Below are 17033 nucleotides of genomic sequence, written 5' to 3'. Positions count from 1 at the left end.
TAAGACAGCGGGACCTTTATAATTGTTACAGAACAGATCGCGGATTATGCCGAAAAACTGGTTCCGCAGCCACAGGTACTCGAAGCGTTCGGATTATTGAATGTAAAACCACGGGAGTTCAGGCCGTCCTGCCAGTCGATCTGCATACCAAGCAGGTACATCTGGTGTGCTTTGTGCATAAAGACACGAATACCCTCGATCAGGAATTCCTGGTCACCCTCTTTTTTCTGATCGAAGCCAAGGACGTAGTTCATACCAGCGCAGCCGCCGCCCTCGGCGCCTACACGCAATCCGAAGTCTTCGCCGATCTCCTGCTGGTCGCGGAGTTTAATCAGCTCCCTTACAGCGCCTTCCGTGAAACTCACCGGTGCAAATGTTGTATCTGCTGTTGTGCTCATGCTTTCCAAAGTTTTATAGAACACAAATATAAAGAATAATGCACATTTTTGTTTTTGACCAATTTGAAATTTACTGTTCATAAACAAAGCTTATGGGTGCAGAAAGCCAATACCGTACGCCTTCGGGCATAGAGATCAGGGAGGTGTATACCGATGCGCCGCAAGTTAATGAACGCCCGGGCGAATATCCCTTTACACGGGGCATCCAGAAAGACATGTACCGCGGTCGGCTGTGGACCATGCGGCAATATGCCGGCTTTTCGACCGCTGAAGAGTCAAACAAGCGCTACCATTACCTGCTTGCCCAGGGAACAACCGGACTTTCGGTCGCGTTCGATCTGCCTACGCAGATTGGATACGATTCAGACCACCCGATGTCTGAAGGGGAGGTAGGCAAGGTAGGCGTAGCCATCGATTCGCTCAGAGACATGGAAGTGCTTTTCGATGGCATAGAACTGCAGGGAATTACGACCAGCATGACCATCAACGCCACGGCGGCCATCCTGCTGAGCATGTATATAGCCCTGGCCAAAAAGCAGGGGGCCGACCTGAGCCAGCTTTCGGGCACGATTCAGAACGATATTCTGAAAGAGTATGCCGCCCGCGGAACGTATATCTATCCGCCCGGGCCGTCCATGCGTATCATTACAGATATTTTCGAGTATTGCAGCAGGGAGCTGCCCAGGTGGAACACGATCTCGATTTCGGGTTATCACATTCGCGAAGCCGGATCCACAGCAGTCCAGGAGCTGGCCTTTACATTGGCCAACGGCAAGGCATACCTACAGGCGGCCTTAAAAAAGGGACTCGACATCAATGTATTTGCCAGGCGGCTTTCTTTCTTTTTCAACTGTCACAATAACTTTTTCGAGGAGATTGCCAAGTTCAGGGCGGCCCGCCGCATGTGGGCAAAAATGGTTTCAGACCTGGGTGCGACCGACCCGAAGGCCCAGATGCTGCGGTTTCACACCCAGACGGGTGGCTCCACGCTGACTGCGCAGCAGCCACTGAACAACGTGATCCGGGTAACCCACCAGGCGCTGGCGGCAGTCCTTGGCGGCACCCAGTCCCTGCACACCAATGGGTATGATGAGGCCATTTCCCTTCCTACAGAGGCCGCGGCAAAGGTTGCGCTGCGTACGCAGCAGGTCATCGCCTTCGAAACAGGGGTAACTGATACGGTTGACCCGCTGGCCGGATCCTTCTTCGTGGAAAACCTGACCAACGAGGTCGAGGCCGCCGCCTGGGCTTATATTGATAAGATCGATGCCATGGGCGGATCAGTCAAAGCGATCGAGCAGGATTACATGCAGCGTGAGATCGCCGCCGCCGCTTACCGCCACCAGCAGGAGATCGAAAACGGCGAAAGAATCCTGGTCGGCGTGAACAAATTTGTACAGCCCGAAACGACTGAACCGGAGGTCTTTCGGGTCAACGAGGAGGTGCGGCAGGAGCAGATCGCGAAGCTCGCGTTGCTGCGTATAAACCGCAACGAGCAGGCCGTTCAGGAGGCGCTAAAAAAACTGGCAGAAGCGGCGGCTTCTGAAGCCAATTTAATGCCCTGCATTTTGACCGCAGTCGAGGCCTACAGTACGCTGGGCGAGATTTCTGACGTGCTTCGTAATACTTTTGGTGAGTATTAAAAGGATGTGGAAAAATAGTTATCCACACTAAAAATTCAGGCTAAATACGGTACGATTCTGCGGGTGAGATAGTTACGAAATAATTCAAATTTTAATTTTTTATGTTGATAATTTTGCCAATATTCGACTTCCCGAAACGACCCACCCCTAACAATCGGATCGGAACTGAAAACCAATAATTTGCGATTTTAACAATGGAAAAAACTTGTACCGAAGTATGGAAGAACTGTCTCCAAATCATAAAGGACAACATCCCGAACCAGAGTTTCAAGACCTGGTTTGAGCCGATCAAAGCCCTTAAATTGGAAGGCAAAGTACTTACCATCCAGGTACCAAGTTTGTTCTTTTACGAATGGCTGGAAGAGCACTACGTAGGGCTGCTTCGGAAAACCGTGAAGAAGCAACTCGGCGATGACGGCAGACTCGAATACAACATTGTTGTAGACAAGTCTTCGAGCACCGGAAACCCTTATACTACAAACATGCCGTCTAACGGCAATGGTGCCGAGGCCAAGATGCAGTCGATGCCGATACCGGTATCGATAAATAAGGATATTAAAAACCCGTTTATCATTCCGGGTCTTAAAAAACTGAATGTAGATCCGCAGCTTAATGCGAATTATACATTTGATAATTACATCGAGGGCGACTGCAACAGGCTGGCACGATCAGCCGGTTACGCCGTTGCAGCCAAACCAGGCGGTACCTCGTTCAACCCGCTTATGATCTACGGCGGGGTAGGTCTTGGCAAAACACACCTGGCCCAGGCCATCGGCAACGAGATCAAACGCAACATGCCCGATAAGCTGGTCATTTATGTTTCCTGCGAGAAGTTTTGTCAGCAGTTCGTCGACTCCCTGAAAAACAACACGATCAACGACTTCGTTAATTTTTATCAGGCTATGGATGTCATCATCATGGATGATGTACATAACTTTGCCGGTAAAGAAAAGACACAGGATATATTCTTCCATATTTTTAACCACCTGCACCAAATGGGCAAACAGGTGATTCTGACGTCAGATAAGCCACCTAAAGACCTGGCAGGGCTGGAAGAACGCTTGTTAAGCCGGTTTAAATGGGGCCTCTCTGCCGATCTGCAGATCCCTGATCTGGAAACACGAATTGCTATTCTTAAAAAGAAAATGTATGCCGACGGCATCGAGCTTCCTGCCGAAGTCATCGAGTACGTGGCCCACAACATAGATAACAATGTTCGTGAACTGGAAGGAGCCATGGTCTCGCTTTTGGCGCAATCCACCCTGAATAAAAAAGACATCGACCTGGCACTCGCCAAACAGATGCTGAAGAACTTCATCAAGAATACTTCCAAGGAGATCTCGATGGAGTACATTCAGAAGCTGGTTTGTGAGTACTTTGAAGTACCGGTAGATATGGTGAAATCCCAGACCCGCAAACGCGAAATTGTACAGGCCAGGCAGATTTCGATGTATCTTTCTAAAAGCCACACAAAGTCCTCCCTTAAAACAATCGGTGCTTTCTTTGGCGGCCGCGACCACAGCACGGTTATCTATGCCTGCCAGACCGTGGAAGACCTCATCGAAACCGACAAAAAGTTCAAGATTTACGTAAACGATATTCAGAAAAAACTCAAAATGAGTTAACAAGGCTGTTCAATTGTAACTATACAAGTAAGGTTAAGCGCATCCTGTGAAAACAGGGGCGCTTTTTTGTTGACCTGGGCTTGCCTCATACAGGGCTTGGTTAAGCAAGGAGGAAGAACTACGCCATTCTTTTCCTGACCCAGCACATTGCGGGGTCCAGCGAAGTGCAGATCTGTTTAATCCCAGCAGATTCTTCGCTGCTGTTCTGAACACCAGTTCCGGCAGGCGCTCGAAAGTTAAGGTCCTGCCGGTTCGCGCGCTCAGGGGCCAGGCGTGCGGTACTTGTTTCCTCTCCCGGCCAGCGGTGTACGTTAGGCTATCTGGTCGTTATTTTTGCTTCATCCTCCCAGGCACTATGCCATTCAGTCCTTCTTCTTGTTGTTTATTTCTTTAACAGTTTGATCGGGCGCAGTGCCAGGTCCGAACTACTAACTTGCCAGCGGGAAACAAAACAGCCACCGCTGGGGTGGCCGTTCTTCTTATTTTTTTGTCTGTTCCAGCATCTCTTTTACTGCCGCCTCCAGTTGCGGATCTCTGCCGTTCAAAAAGTCGGCATAAGGTAATTCCACCCTGATGTCGGGTTCAACCTGCAGGTTTTCAGTTGTCCGGCCTTCCTTGCCGACGGTGCCGAACATCGGGATGCCAAATACAATGGTCGGATCGATTTGCCGTTCCCACCAGACCGCCGTACCCGTGCCTGCGACCGGCATACCCACCAGTTTACCCGTTCCCGTTTGCTTGTAAATGTAGGGGAAAATAAAGGCGTCGCTGTAGTTTCCCTCACTCATGAGCACAATGCTGGGTTTGGTCCAGCTGCCTGCAGGCTCAGTTCCTTTCAATGTTTTTCCGCGGTTTGTAAAGTTCAGATAAGACTTTCCGCTCAAAAATGTATTCAGGTCATTGTGCAGCCAGCCGCCACCGTTAAAACGCGTGTCGACAACAAGCGCCTGTTTTTCCAGGTTAATGCCCTGGGCGGCATCAAGCACGGCACGATAACTATCGTCGTTCATGCTGCGCACGTGAACATAACCGATTTTTCCGCCACTTAACTTATCCACCATGGCGCGCATCGTTTTTACCCAGCGTTTATACATGAGTTCATTCTCCTCTTCGAAAGAAATGGTTTTAACCGGTTCCTCATAGCGCGTTTTGCTGGCAGGATCATACATGCTCAGCAACACGGTTTTACCAATCTCCCGGTTTAGCAGCCGCGCGCCGTCTTCTGTTTCGTCCAGTTCGCGCCCATTGATTTTCTCAATGACCTGCCCTGCCTTCACTTTCGATCCGACTTTGTCAAGCGGGCCGGAAGTCAGCACCTCTGTAATCCTGAGGCCTTTCCCCGCATAGGTCTCATCGACCAGCACGCCCAGACCGGCGGTACGGTCTGCAGCAGGGAACTGAGGCGAATAACTGCCGCCGGTATGCGAGGCGTTCAATTCGCCAAGCATTTCGCTGAGCAACTCCTGGAAATCATAGTTGTTTGAAACATGCGGCAGGAACTTCTCATAAGCGGTTTTATAGCTTTCCCAGTTTACGTTGTGCAATTCGGGCTGGTAAAACTTTTCCCTCACCTGGCGCCAGGCATGGTCAAAGATATAAGATCTTTCGGCGGCGGCGTTCAGCATCATCTCACCGCTGATATTAATCGGGGAGATCTTTCCGCTTTCTGCGTCGACCTTAACAAGCCGGCCACTGTTGCTAACAATGAGTGCCTTTTCATCTTTACTTAGCTCGATGCTTCCCGGCGAGCCACCCAGTTTAGCCAGTATGCGGGTCTCCCTTGTACGCGGCTCGGTCACCCAAAGATCAAAACCCCTTTCAAAAGCGGCGAGGTAGAAAACCTTGCTTGCATCCTTGTTCAATACATAGTCACTGATCGATGAACTGTTGATTGTCAGTTTCACAATCCGGTCATCGGCGCCTTCCAGGTCAAGTGTGGCAAGCACTTTACTGGCTGCCGCTTTTTCATTTGCATTCTTCCTGGCCTTTGTTTTTTCATCGGTTTTGGCGGCCGAATCTTTTTTTGCCTTCTCTTCCGTTTCCTTGAACAACGCAAATTCGTCTTTGCTCAGCTGAAACTTGTCATATTCCCGGCGATCGAAGAAAAGCGCAAAGATGTCTACTTCACGGCTGCCCTGAAGTGCTGCCGACCGGCGCCCAAAGCGGTCACTCACCCAGGTCAGAACTTTTCCGTTCATGCCCCACTTGGTGGCCCCCTCACCAAAGCCGCTATTTACGGGATGTATGATCTTGCCGCTGCCATCTGCACGGATCAAAGCCGCATTATTTGCGGCAAAAAAGAAGCCGCGCTGGTCGTCTGTAATGATCCATTTGCTGTCAGGGCTCCACTGAAAATTCCAGTCGCCGTCACTGTATGAATGGTTGTGCCCTTCGGGTAACAGGGTCCTGGTCGACTTGGAGGCCAGGTTGAATACCTTCAGCACATTCCTGTTTTCTACATAGGCGATCTCTTTGCCGTCCGGGGAAAATTTCGGAAGAAACTCCTCTGCGGCACCGGCAATGACAGGTTCTTCTTTCAAAACCGTCGAAGCGTAGAAATACGGCTCAGCGGTCCGGATCAGCGAGGTTTTATAGATATCCCAGCTGCCTTTTCGCTCGGCGGCATAAATCAGTGTTTTGCCATCTGGCGACCAGTCGATCATTCGTTCCTGCTGCGGCGTGCTGGTAAGCCGCTTGGTTTGGCCGTTTTCAACGCTGGCCACGAATACCTCTCCGCGCGATACAAACGCAATTTCGCGGCCATTCGGTGATAGCGCATATTCACTTACGTTGCTGTTGATCGGGATATTTTTTTCAATTTCAGAGGGCGTTTCGTTGGCAATCAGGACCTGGACCTTTCTGGGCTGACCGCCCGGGCTGAGTGTGTAAATTTCGCCATTCCAATTGAAACAAAGGGTTTGATCTTCGGCAACACTCAGCGAACGGACAGGATGTTCCCTGAATTTGGTCAGTTGCGCAGGTTTTTCACCCGGTGAGGCGGAGCGATAAACATTCTGTGTTCCATCCAGCTCGCTCAGGAAATACACATCGTTGCCTGTTAAACTGAAAACCGGTTCCCGGTCTTCGCCGTTGAAGTCTGTAATTTTATCATACCGGCCCGTTTTCAGGTCGAGCGTCCAGAGATCGCGCGTTACAGACGAGGTATGGTGTTTCCGAAAAGCGTCTTCGTATCCTTTACGGTCCTGGAAAACCAGTTTAGTGCCGTCTGCGCTGTATTTGGCATTTTCCACGCCAGCGGCGCTAACCAACCGGGGTTTTGCACTGCCATCAGCACGGATTGAATACAGGTTCAAAAACAGGCGCGGCGACGGAAAACGTACGCTTTTCGCAGGGGCATGATGTGCCGACGAGAACAGAACGTTTTTGTTGTCTGTGCTGAAATCGCTCGGATAGTCGTTTGAACTGTTGAACGTAAGCCGGCGGGCGGTCCCGCCGCTGGCAGGAATCACGAACACATCGAAATTCCCATACCTGTTGCTGGCAAATGCGATCGATTTGCCGTCACGGCTCCACACCGGCATCTGTTCATGATGTTCGGAGATGGTCAGTGGTACAGCTGTACCGCCCGAGGTGGAAATCTTATACAGGTCGCCTTTATAGCCGAAAACGATCGTTTTGCCGTCTGGCGAAAGCGCGGGATAACGAAGCCATAACGCTTCGCTCTGTGCATTCGCTGTCAGGCCGGCCATAGCAAGCCCCGCCGCAAATGCGAGGGTTTTAAAATCGAACTTCATTGTTTGTTTGGTTGTGTAAGTTAACGTGCGTTTAACCGTTCCATGCCATAAAATAAGGCAGCAGCATGGAGCGCCTGTGCAATTTTATTTTCCAGTAAAAGTGCTTTTACCTCTGCCGGACTGTGCAGGGAAACCTGCAGAATTTCGTGCTCATCCAGGTGCTGTTCATGAGTTTTTACCCCGCCTGTAAGCAGGTAGGTAAAAGTTCGGTTGGTCGAGGTAGCCGGATTGGCGTAAAGTGTCGCAATCAGCTCACAGGTCTCAAAATTGTAACCCGTTTCTTCGAGCAGCTCGCGTTTAATGGCCGTTTCGGGATTTTCGCCGGCATCGATCACGCCGCCTGGAACTTCGAGCGAAATGATGTCTGCTGCGTGGCGGTATTGCTGAACCAAGATCACCTCGCCGCTTTGCGTAAGTGCAATGGCATTTACCCAGTCGGGATACTCCAGTACGTAATAGTCATCTTTGACGATGCCGTCGGGTAATTCGCAGGTATCTACGCGTAACGTTGCCCACTTTTCGTTTACCAGGTATCGTGAACCGAGTTTCTTCCATTTAGTGATCTGCATTGGACAGGTATTTTTTTAATTGTTGTTGGATGGCTAAGTTCTGGAAAGACTGGATGTGGTGGTTGTTTTCCAACAGTGCATATAGGCCCAGCAGGTTTTTGGCCAGGTTGATATTGACCGCCGATGTTGCTGAAGGGTCAAACTGCAGGTGCATCATCTGACCCAGGTAATCCAGTTTGCCGGCATCGAACCTGCGATCGGCCAGGAGAGCAGCAAATTCTGTCTCCGGTAAACTCAGGGCATCAGTCGGGAGGTCAAAAAACGCCTGAAGGCTTTGATCGAAGGTCTCCTGCGCTTCGTCCTCGCGGTTTTCGTTTTTAAGCCTAAGAATTTTAGCCAGTACCTGCGCCAGCTTCTGTATTTCGGCGGTGAGTAAATCTCTTCTGTACATGCTGGTTTATTTTACCAGCTTCCGCTGGATCCGCCACCGCCGAAACTGCCTCCACCAAAGCCGCCAAAACCGCCGCCGCCAGATGAACCGCCGCCCCAGCCGCCACCGCCGCTTCTGCCGCCGCCGCTGCCGAAAAGCATGGCCCACCACAGGGCATTCGCTGCACCGCGGCCGCCGATTACCTGGCTGCCGCCACCGCCGCCACCGCGTTTGATCAGGAAAATAACGATGATGATGATCACGACGATACCGATCACGCTAATGTCGTCACGGTCTTTGGTTATTTTGGCCGGGGCCTTGTCCCGGTATTCGCCTTTTGTATAGGAAATGATCGAACTGGTGCCAGCATCCAGGCCTTCGTAATATCTGCCGGCTTTGAAATAGGGCTTGATGTCGTTTTCAATGATCCGCTTCGCATACACATCTGGCAGGGCGCCCTCCAGGCCATAGCCGGTCTGGATAGAGATCTTTCGGTCGCCGACGGCCACAACGATCATAATACCGTTGTTTTTGCCAGCCTGGCCAACACCCCATTTGCGGCCCAGTTCGAGCGTGTACTCGTTGATGTCGTAATCACCTACAGACTTCAGAATTGCAATGGCAATCTGGGTAGAGGTGGAGTCGTTAAAAGCGACAAGTTTTGATTCAAGCTGTTGTTTTTCGGTGGCCGAGAGTGTGCCGGTATAATCGTTAACCAGGGTAGCAGGCTTAGCAGGGAAATCCTGCGCGAAAGAAAGGAAAGTGCTGAAAATAAAAAAACAGGCGGCTAAGATTTTTTTCATTCCGTTTTGTCTGAATTTAAGAACACCACCTCGTTTGGCAGTTCGTTCGTGTAATCGTTCTTCGATGGGAAAAAGATACTTAGTTTTTCGCCCGCCAGTTTGATTCCGGCAACGATACCATCTGTAAGCTGTCCTTTTATAAAATAATCGCGCATGAGGTTTTTGGTAGATTCCCAGAAGTCGGGTGGCACACGCTGGTCAATTCCGCGGTCGCCGATAATGGCAAACTTGTGGTCATCGAAGGCAAGGTAGATCAGCACCCCGTTGCGTTCAACGGTGCGGTGCATGTTCAGTTCTTCGAAATGGCGGGTAGCCGTTTCAAAAGCGTCGCCAGGACAATGGCTGTCTATCGCAATCCGAATCTCACCTGAGGTATGTTTTTCCGCCTGCTCGATTGCACGGGCAATGGCATCCTGTTCCTCTTCTGAAAAAATGGCCATGATCTTTATCTAAATAATTGTGGCGGCACGCCGGCCGCCACAGGTTTAAAATTCTACTTTCGGTGCATTCTGCGAAGCTGCATCGGCCTCGAAATAACCTTTTTGCTTGAACCCGAACATGCCCGCGGTCAGGTTGGCCGGGAACGAACGGATCTTGCTGTTGTACTCCTGTACGGCATCGTTGAAGTCTTTGCGCGCCACGGTAATCCTGTTTTCTGTTCCTTCCAGCTGTGCAGACAGGTCGCTGAACTGTTGCGTAGCCCTGAGTTCAGGATAGTTTTCAGTAATGGAAAGCAGTTTGCCAAGTGCCTGGCTCAATTCGCCCTGTGCAGCCTGGAATTTCCTGATGTTTTCAGGACTCAGATCGTCGGCCTTAACGGTCATCTGGGTGGCTTTGGCCCTGGCTTCTGTTACAGCAGTCAGTGTACCCTGTTCAAATTTTGCGGCTCCTTTTACGGTATTGACCAGGTTGGGAATCAGGTCTGCACGCCGTTGATACTGCGTTTGTACCGTTCCCCATTTTGATTTCACGTTTTCGTCCAGCTTAACCATGCTGTTGTAACCGCATGAACTGAACAGCGTCATGGCAAAGATGCCTGCGACAAGACTTAAGAGTATTCTTTTCATTTTTTTATGTTTAACATCTTCTTTTGGGATTACAGGCAGAATAAGTTGCGCCGCCCGTTCAGGACCCCAGCGGTTGAAATTTACTAAATCGGATTCAATTTCCGTACCTTTGTTACATCAGGCCACGATTTTGTGCGGTTTTGTCAGTTTTACAGATCGCAGTCCCCGCCTTCCGGGGTACGTGACGCAATTGCCTGACAAAATGTATGCAAAAAGATATTGAGATCAGCCTGCTTCCGCACGAATCAGAACGGGAAGAGGTCATAGCAGCCAGGCTTAGAACCGCGCTGGGCGCCGCTGCCGCCGGGCTGCAGGGTTATGTACTGCTGAAACGGTCTATCGATGCGCGTTCAAGGCGCGTGGTATTCAGGCTAATGCTTCGGGCCTACCTGAATGAGCCGGTACCAGGTCCGGAAAAGCCGGCTGTTTATGCACCGGTTACCGGAAAAAAGAAGGTCATTATTGTTGGAGCCGGACCCGCGGGGCTTTTTGCAGCATTGCAGTGTATTGAAAGCGGCCTGCAGCCGGTGGTGCTGGAACGCGGCAAAGACGTCAAGCAGCGCCGTCGAGACCTTGCTGCCATCAACAAGGAAGGATTTGTTAATACGGAATCGAATTACTGTTTCGGTGAAGGCGGGGCCGGAACCTATTCTGATGGAAAACTTTACACCCGGTCCAACAAACGGGGCGATATCAACAAAGTCCTGCAGATTTTCGTAGACCATGGCGCCACCGCTGATATCCTGGTCGATGCCAGGCCCCACATCGGCACCAATAAATTGCCGCAGATCATTACCGCGATGCGCGAAACGATCCTGAATGCAGGCGGCGAGATTAATTTCGATGCGAAGGTAACTGATCTGATCGTGGAGCATGGCCACATCAGGGCTGTCGTTGTTAATCATGATGAGGAATATGCAGGCGAAGCCGTTATCCTCGCAACCGGACATTCTGCCCGCGATATCTATGAATTGCTTCATGCGCGTAACATCCTGGTCGAAGCCAAGCCTTTTGCATTGGGTGTACGCATTGAACACCCGCAGGAACTGATAGATGCCGCGCAGTACCACAGCCCGCAGCGCAGTGAATACCTTCCGCCGGCATATTACAGCCTGGTCGAGCAGGTAGGGAGCCGGGGCGTTTTCTCTTTTTGCATGTGTCCGGGAGGCATTATTGCACCTTGTGCAACCGGCGAGGAAGAGATTGTGGTCAACGGCTGGTCGCCCTCAAAGCGCAACAATCCTTTTGCCAATTCGGGAACAGTGGTACAGGTTACTCTTGAAGATGTGGTCGGTTATGACCCGCTGCGCATGCTGAACTTCCAGTCTGAGATCGAAAAAGCAGCATTCCGGGCGGGCGGAGGAAACCTGGTTGCACCGGCCCAGCGCATGGTCGACTTTGTTCAGGGAAAACTCTCAACCGATTTACCGGTTAATTCGTACCTGCCCGGCACCCGGTCTGCCATGCTGGACCAGGTACTGCCAGACTTCGTGGCAAAAAGCCTCAAAGCGGCATTGCCGATTTTCGGCAAAAAAATGCGCGGATATTATACCAATGAGGCGATCCTTGTCGGTGTGGAAAGCCGCACCTCTTCTCCGGTACGCATTCCGCGTGATAAGGAAACGCTGCAGCACCCCCAGGTTAAAGGGCTTTACCCTTGCGCAGAAGGTGCGGGTTATGCCGGCGGCATCGTTTCTGCAGCCATTGACGGAATCAACTGCGCGGCCGCAATTGCACGTACCATATCAGGTTGAATAACGTTATAAACAAGCAACCGCCTCAGCCCTTAAATGTCATGACCCCCGAACAGATCACCAACGAACTAAAAAAAGCCTACCAGGGCGAACCCTGGCACGGCGACAGCCTGTTGAGCATCATCGCGCGCTGTTCAGCGCACAAAGTTTTCAGCCATCCTGTACCCGGTGCCCATTCGGTTGCCGAAATCGTACTTCACCTGACAGCCTGGACCAGGGAAATCATTTCCCGGCTTTCAGGCCATGCCGCCGGGGAACCAGCCATGGGCGACTGGCCCGTTGCTCAGGAGCAAACCGAAAGTTATTGGAACGGCCTGGTGCAGGATCTTAAAAACAGTAACGAAGAACTGCTGCGCATAACCGGCCGGATGCAGGCTGAGGAATGGCTTCAGCCGGCAGGCGTACATGCGGCGGAGGCCGGGGGCGAAATAACCTGCTTCGCGCTTGTAAATGGACTTATTCAACACCATGCCTACCATGCAGGGCAAATTTCGCTGCTTTGCAAGTACTGAGATGCGTCTCTGCAAACAAAAGGTTAAGCACCCCTGTTAAAAAACAGCGGCCGGATGCAGACCGCCATATAGTATATATATAACTACCAGCAGATCCATCCTTATGAAAAAGACATTGATCATCGGCGCTACACCAAACGCTTCGCGTTACGCTTACAAAGCAGCTCACATGCTTAACCGCTATCAGCATCCCATTGTCAATGTCGGCGTGAAATCGGGCGAAGTGGCCGGCGTACCCATTGAAAAACCTGGCGCCATTCATCAGGATATCGACACGATCACTTTATACATCGGTCCCGCTATTCAGAAAGACTACTATGATTACATTGTAGATACAAAACCCCGGCGTGTCATTTTTAATCCCGGCACAGAAAACTATGAGCTGGAAAAACTGCTTGACCAGCACGACATCGAACCGGTCAGAGCCTGTACGCTGGTGATGCTTTCAACCGGTCAATATTAATAGGTTTCTCCGTTCGTCATTCCTGCTGTTTCGCGTCTTTCCTGTGAAAGGAGAACCGCCGTGCAATACTGAAACCCCAGCGAAACTGCCCCTTGGTCCAGGTGCTGGTTGTTTCGGGAATAAATTGCGATTCCTGTATGGCAGTAGCGTTCGTAAAGTTCAGGTGAAAAACGTGCCCCCCGGTTTCGATCTCCAGGCCTGCCCCGAGCACATGGTAAAAGGCTGCGCCATTAACCGCCTCAATATAATCCTTGCTGCTTTTTGTTCTGAACGGCACCGTATAGTCAGCCACCAGGGCCATGCGTTTGCTGACTTTTAGCCGCCCACCCACGGCCAGCGCGAACAGGTCATTTTCGTCATTGTAGGCTGTGAAATTGCGATGTACATAGGTGGGCACCACTTCAAACGAAAAAGCCGGCGTAAATTTTCGTGCCAGCACCGCCTGAGCTACGTAAGAAAGGCGGTCAGCGAATTTGCGGTAAGCGGTAGCTGCGGTCACATCTTCAGATGCCCGCATGGCCGATGCGGTTGCGCTGCCAAAAAGTGTGGTTGAAAAGGGCATTCCGTCGTCATTGCTTTGTTCCGTAAGGCGAAACTTCAGGCTTCCCTCATAAAGCTGCGTGGCAGGACCCGCTCCTTTTGCGCGGGCCAGGCCGGCCGTGAGCCGGTCGCTGATCCCATAGTCAAAGCCAATACGGATATCTGTAGACTGATCCAGGCCGAAAAAATTCGACATACCGCCGTTGTGGCCTGCAATGTCACCAAAGCGGTGGTCGACCCTGAAATCAAGTTCATGGCGGTGAATGGTTTCAGACGTTTGGATATTGATCAGCTTTGGCGACTTAAAGGTTGCCGAAACTTTTTCAGGGCTGGTTTGGGTGGCGAGCGCCTTTTCCAGCTCATCTTGTGCAATACCTGAAAACGGCAAAATAGATAAGGATACTGAAAACAGGAGGGGTGCTGTAATTTTCATGTTAGTTCTTTTGATAAGTTGCCGAAACCTTGACTTGCATGACCTCGGCAATGTTTTTAATGACCAGAGAGGGAATTTTAATTTTGTGATCTGCAACGCTGACGTTGAAGGTACAGGCGGCACTGATCTGTGTACCGTTTACTGTGAGTGTCGCCGGAACCTGATAGCTCTTGGTTACGCCATGCACATTCAGCGTTCCTTTTACAGTGACCTGGTATGTGCCGGCCTTGCTGTAGTCGACAGGGTCTGTGATTTTGCCGCGGAATTCGGAGGTCGGATACCGGTCGCTTTCCATGTAGTTTTCGTTGAAATGCTCCTGCATCATCTTTTTTTCGAATCTGAATGATGTATTGTTGACTTTAAACAGGATGTCGCCGGTTTTAGGATTGATGGCCGAGGAGCCGGTTTTGCTGACGGCGGCAATGTCTTCGACCGGGGTAGATGAAAAAAATGAGATAGTCGCTGTTTTGCTGACGAGAAACTGCGGATATGCATGCAGGCTGGACAGCAGTAAAAGAGATAAGATCGTGGTTCGCATGATAGGTGTTTTTAGTTTCAATTGTTCCTGGCCGTTCGCCTGCACCGGAAGGATAGCCGGGGGCCCGGCCCCCGGTGGGCTGCAGTTACTGCGGCAGTCCTTTGTCCAGCCAGGCTTTGAGCAATTCTTTTTCTTTGGCACTCAGGCTGCCGTTTCGCGGCATGGTCATGGTAACCAGCGTGACGTTGTTGATGCGGCCGGCGTTTGCCTGTACAGAAGCATAGCCATTAAAGGTCCAGGCACCGCTGCCGCCGCCGCCGGGTGCATGACAGCCCGAACATTTGGTCTGGAAGAGGTTGCTCGCAAAATTTGCATAAGTCACATTCGCTGCGGTGACTTCATCGGGCTTGGGCGGAGGAGGGTCCTGCGGCTTTTCGGCCTGGTCTTTCGAACAGGCGAGCAGTCCAACGGACATTGCCGTAAAAAGAACAACGTTCAGAGTTAGTTTTTTCGTTTTCATAACAGGTTGCTGTTTCAGGTTGTAACGGGTTATATTTCCGGTTACGGCCATTGAAGCGCAGGGGTTGCCTGAGCAGCGAAAAAACCTGCACTTTTCCTGAAACAGGTGTAAGCTGACTCGAATGAGAGGGTTAAGACTGCCGAAGAATGCGCAGCTCTTTAGGAAAATAATTATTAACGCGGTTTGGAAGGGCCTTTACCCAGCCAAGCGGATAGCCGTCATAAGTGACCAGGCCCCAGCCGCGCTCGTTGATTTGCAGACTGATGTCGTTGCGGCGCAGGTATTCGAGTGCCGTTTCTTTATCGACCGCAAAACGAGGTATACCCGGCGCGGCAAGCAGGCTAAGCCCCAGCTGGTGATCTGGCAGCAGGTCGCGACCGGCTGTCCGGCCCAGTTTCACGCCCGATTTTTTAATATACAGGGACTGCCTGAGCTGCTGGAACAGACTGTAGTGTTCTTCAGGGAAAGCATACAGGTCATCGTTGAACCTGAATACCTGTAATTTCTCGTTTTTGATCCAGGGTTTGAGCAGGTCGCGGTCTGGTTTTCCCGCGGCAGAGCGATCGGTCTGTTTCCTGTTACTGCGGCTGTTTTCCTCGCCGGTTTTGCGCAGGCAGGCTATGAAAAACCCTTCGCCGGGAACCGCGCCCGGATAAAACCGGTACCCGAACGCGCCCTTTTTTGCCGAAGTCGTTTCCACGATGCCTTGAAATTGCGGAAGCCGTATGCTTTCCATCGAAAAGGTATCCATTAACCAGTCCACCACCTGCTCGTTTTCTGCTTCTGAATAGGAGCAGGTAGAGTAGATCAGCCAACCACCTTGTTTTAATGCAGGGTAAACATCGGCGAGAATGCGTTGCTGACGCTGGCTGCACAAGCGTACGTTGTCTTCAGACCATTCGTTTATCGCTGCAGGATCTTTGCGGAACATACCCGAACCCGAACAGGGTGCATCAGCGACGATCAGGTCGAAGCAGGCGGGAAGCCGGCTGAAGTCGCGCGGATCGTTGTTCGTTACGATGGTATTGGCCGGGCCCCACTTGTCCAGGTTATCCGCCAGCACATTTACGCGGGTTTTAATGATTTCGTTGGCTACCAGCAATCCTTCCTGTTGCAGGAAAGAGCTGATCAGCGTGCTTTTGCCACCGGGTGCTGCGCAAAGATCGAGTACGATAGGCTGCGCCGGAAGCCCGATGGTTTCAAGTGCCTGACGCAGAAACATGGACGAAGCCTCCTGAACGTAATAACAGCCTGCATGAAAAAGCGGATCAAAAGTAAACGAAGGCCTATGGGCAAGATAAAGCCCTTCAGCGTTCCAGGTAATTGGCGTCCCTTGAAAAGGAAGGCTTGCGGGTTTAAAAGGATTGCTGCGGATAGACACAATGGGACTGGCCTCAACCTCATGGGCGGCGAGAAAGGCAGATGCATTAAAATGCGGAAGGTCTTTAAGTTGCTCTATGAGCGATCCAGGCAATTGCGGCATGACAAATGATTTGAGCAAAAATAGTGATTGGAAGCTGAACTGGGTAGGGGTAGGGAATAAAGAACAGGTTGAAACCTGAGTACGCGATGCGGAACCCCAAAGCGCAGACCCGTGCAGGAGTAAGAAGACGGAGTTAAGGACTGGGGCAGAGTCCTCGTCGCTATACTATATAAGGCACTACCTCAGGAGCAGAAACAATATTTTATATGTAGTAGCTGAAATCCGCACCTCAGGAGGTCTCAAACACCTGTTGATGCAGATTGTTTGCCTTGCTTTTGAATTTTTTCTGCTGGACAATCAATGAGTTAGCAAAAGCGTACGAAAAATTAAGGCGGTAGGTGTTGCATGGAAGGGGAAATGTTTCTACTTTTGCACTCCGCTTCGGAAGGAAGGGGGACGCCGAAAAAGAGGGCAGATGCAACGGAAACGAAGTTTTTGACTGATTTGGAGGTATTGAAAAGCAGCAGCTGAAGTTAAAGGGAGCAGCGGAAAAACGGGGAGAAAGCGGGGAGAAAATATTTTAAAATATTTCTTGCAGAAGCCAAAAAGTTAGCTACCTTTGCAGCCCGGTTCGGAAGGAACGGGAGATGTGAAAAGCTGAAGAGGAAGAGAAGAAAAAA

16 protein-coding genes are annotated in these 17033 nt (G+C 51.0%); 5 read left to right on the top strand and 11 right to left on the bottom strand.

The genetic code is table 11. From position 1 onward, the window contains the following. Window positions 1-44 precede the first annotated feature (44 nt). Window positions 45-398, bottom strand: a complete 354-nt coding sequence (locus tag C7T94_RS00085) for a HesB/IscA family protein (RefSeq protein ID WP_107214589.1) — start codon at window positions 396-398, stop codon at window positions 45-47. A 92-nt stretch (window positions 399-490) separates the two neighbouring features. On the opposite strand from C7T94_RS00085, the gene C7T94_RS00080 reads away from it, so the two are divergent. Both C7T94_RS00080 and dnaA read left to right on the top strand, forming a co-directional pair. Then, window positions 491-2041, top strand: a complete 1551-nt coding sequence (locus C7T94_RS00080; RefSeq protein ID WP_107212477.1) for an acyl-CoA mutase large subunit family protein — start codon at window positions 491-493, stop codon at window positions 2039-2041. Between the two features lie 194 nt (window positions 2042-2235). Continuing rightward, window positions 2236-3666, top strand: a complete 1431-nt coding sequence (gene dnaA, locus C7T94_RS00075; protein WP_107212475.1) for a chromosomal replication initiator protein DnaA — start codon at window positions 2236-2238, stop codon at window positions 3664-3666. 479 nt (window positions 3667-4145) lie between these two features. On the opposite strand, the gene C7T94_RS00070 is transcribed toward dnaA, so the two are convergent. Genes C7T94_RS00070 through C7T94_RS00045 form a run of 6 tightly spaced genes read right to left on the bottom strand, consistent with a single transcriptional unit; the run spans window position 4146 to window position 10230 of the window. Further along, window positions 4146-7421: a S41 family peptidase gene (locus C7T94_RS00070; protein WP_239494889.1), complete on the bottom strand. Its 3276-nt coding sequence runs from the start codon at window positions 7419-7421 to the stop codon at window positions 4146-4148. A gap of 20 nt (window positions 7422-7441) precedes the next feature. Further along, window positions 7442-7990, bottom strand: coding sequence for an NUDIX hydrolase (locus C7T94_RS00065; protein WP_204353184.1), 549 nt, complete (start codon window positions 7988-7990; stop codon window positions 7442-7444). After that, entirely contained in the window at window positions 7977-8381 is a 405-nt protein-coding gene (locus C7T94_RS00060; protein ID WP_107212473.1) for a hypothetical protein, read from the bottom strand. The genes C7T94_RS00065 and C7T94_RS00060 overlap by 14 nt, the downstream gene beginning before the upstream one ends. 11 nt (window positions 8382-8392) lie before the next feature. Continuing rightward, the gene (locus C7T94_RS00055) at window positions 8393-9163 is read right to left on the bottom strand and encodes a TPM domain-containing protein (protein ID WP_107212471.1); all 771 of its coding nucleotides are present in this window, start codon (window positions 9161-9163) and stop codon (window positions 8393-8395) included. Next, window positions 9160-9603, bottom strand: a complete 444-nt coding sequence (locus tag C7T94_RS00050; RefSeq protein WP_107212469.1) for a TPM domain-containing protein — start codon at window positions 9601-9603, stop codon at window positions 9160-9162. Before C7T94_RS00050 ends, C7T94_RS00055 begins: the two co-directional genes overlap by 4 nt. A gap of 45 nt (window positions 9604-9648) precedes the next feature. After that, entirely contained in the window at window positions 9649-10230 is a 582-nt protein-coding gene (locus C7T94_RS00045; RefSeq protein WP_107212468.1) for a LemA family protein, read from the bottom strand. Between the two features lie 206 nt (window positions 10231-10436). Between C7T94_RS00045 and C7T94_RS00040 the strand changes: the two genes are divergently transcribed. The 3 genes from C7T94_RS00040 (at window position 10437) to C7T94_RS00030 (ending at window position 12959) form a co-directional block, all read left to right on the top strand. After that, on the top strand, window positions 10437-11984 hold the full coding sequence (locus C7T94_RS00040; protein WP_107212466.1) for an NAD(P)/FAD-dependent oxidoreductase: 1548 nt from the start codon (window positions 10437-10439) through the stop codon (window positions 11982-11984). 41 nt (window positions 11985-12025) lie between these two features. After that, complete coding sequence (locus C7T94_RS00035) at window positions 12026-12496, top strand: DinB family protein (RefSeq protein WP_162618496.1); 471 nt, start codon at window positions 12026-12028, stop codon at window positions 12494-12496. Between the two features lie 103 nt (window positions 12497-12599). Then, entirely contained in the window at window positions 12600-12959 is a 360-nt protein-coding gene (locus C7T94_RS00030) for a CoA-binding protein (RefSeq protein WP_107212462.1), read from the top strand. 16 nt (window positions 12960-12975) lie between these two features. Here C7T94_RS00030 and C7T94_RS00025 read toward each other — a convergent pair whose 3' ends face one another. From C7T94_RS00025 to C7T94_RS00010, 4 genes are all read right to left on the bottom strand, one after another. Further along, window positions 12976-13932 (bottom strand): DUF5777 family beta-barrel protein, encoded by a 957-nt coding sequence (locus C7T94_RS00025; protein WP_107212460.1) that lies wholly within the window; start codon window positions 13930-13932, stop codon window positions 12976-12978. A 1-nt stretch (window position 13933) separates the two neighbouring features. Further along, window positions 13934-14470 carry a YceI family protein gene (locus tag C7T94_RS00020; RefSeq protein WP_107212458.1) on the bottom strand — a complete coding sequence of 179 codons (537 nt, stop codon included), beginning with the start codon at window positions 14468-14470 and terminating at the stop codon, window positions 13934-13936. A gap of 85 nt (window positions 14471-14555) precedes the next feature. Continuing rightward, the gene (locus tag C7T94_RS00015; protein ID WP_162618495.1) at window positions 14556-14930 is read right to left on the bottom strand and encodes a c-type cytochrome; all 375 of its coding nucleotides are present in this window, start codon (window positions 14928-14930) and stop codon (window positions 14556-14558) included. A gap of 130 nt (window positions 14931-15060) precedes the next feature. Continuing rightward, window positions 15061-16413, bottom strand: coding sequence for a methyltransferase RsmF C-terminal domain-like protein (locus C7T94_RS00010; protein WP_107212454.1), 1353 nt, complete (start codon window positions 16411-16413; stop codon window positions 15061-15063). Window positions 16414-17033 lie beyond the last annotated feature (620 nt).

The organism is Pedobacter yulinensis, from assembly GCF_003029735.1.
GTDB classification, from domain to species: domain Bacteria; phylum Bacteroidota; class Bacteroidia; order Sphingobacteriales; family Sphingobacteriaceae; genus Pedobacter; species Pedobacter yulinensis.
This window is presented reverse-complemented; position numbering and strand designations above follow the sequence as displayed.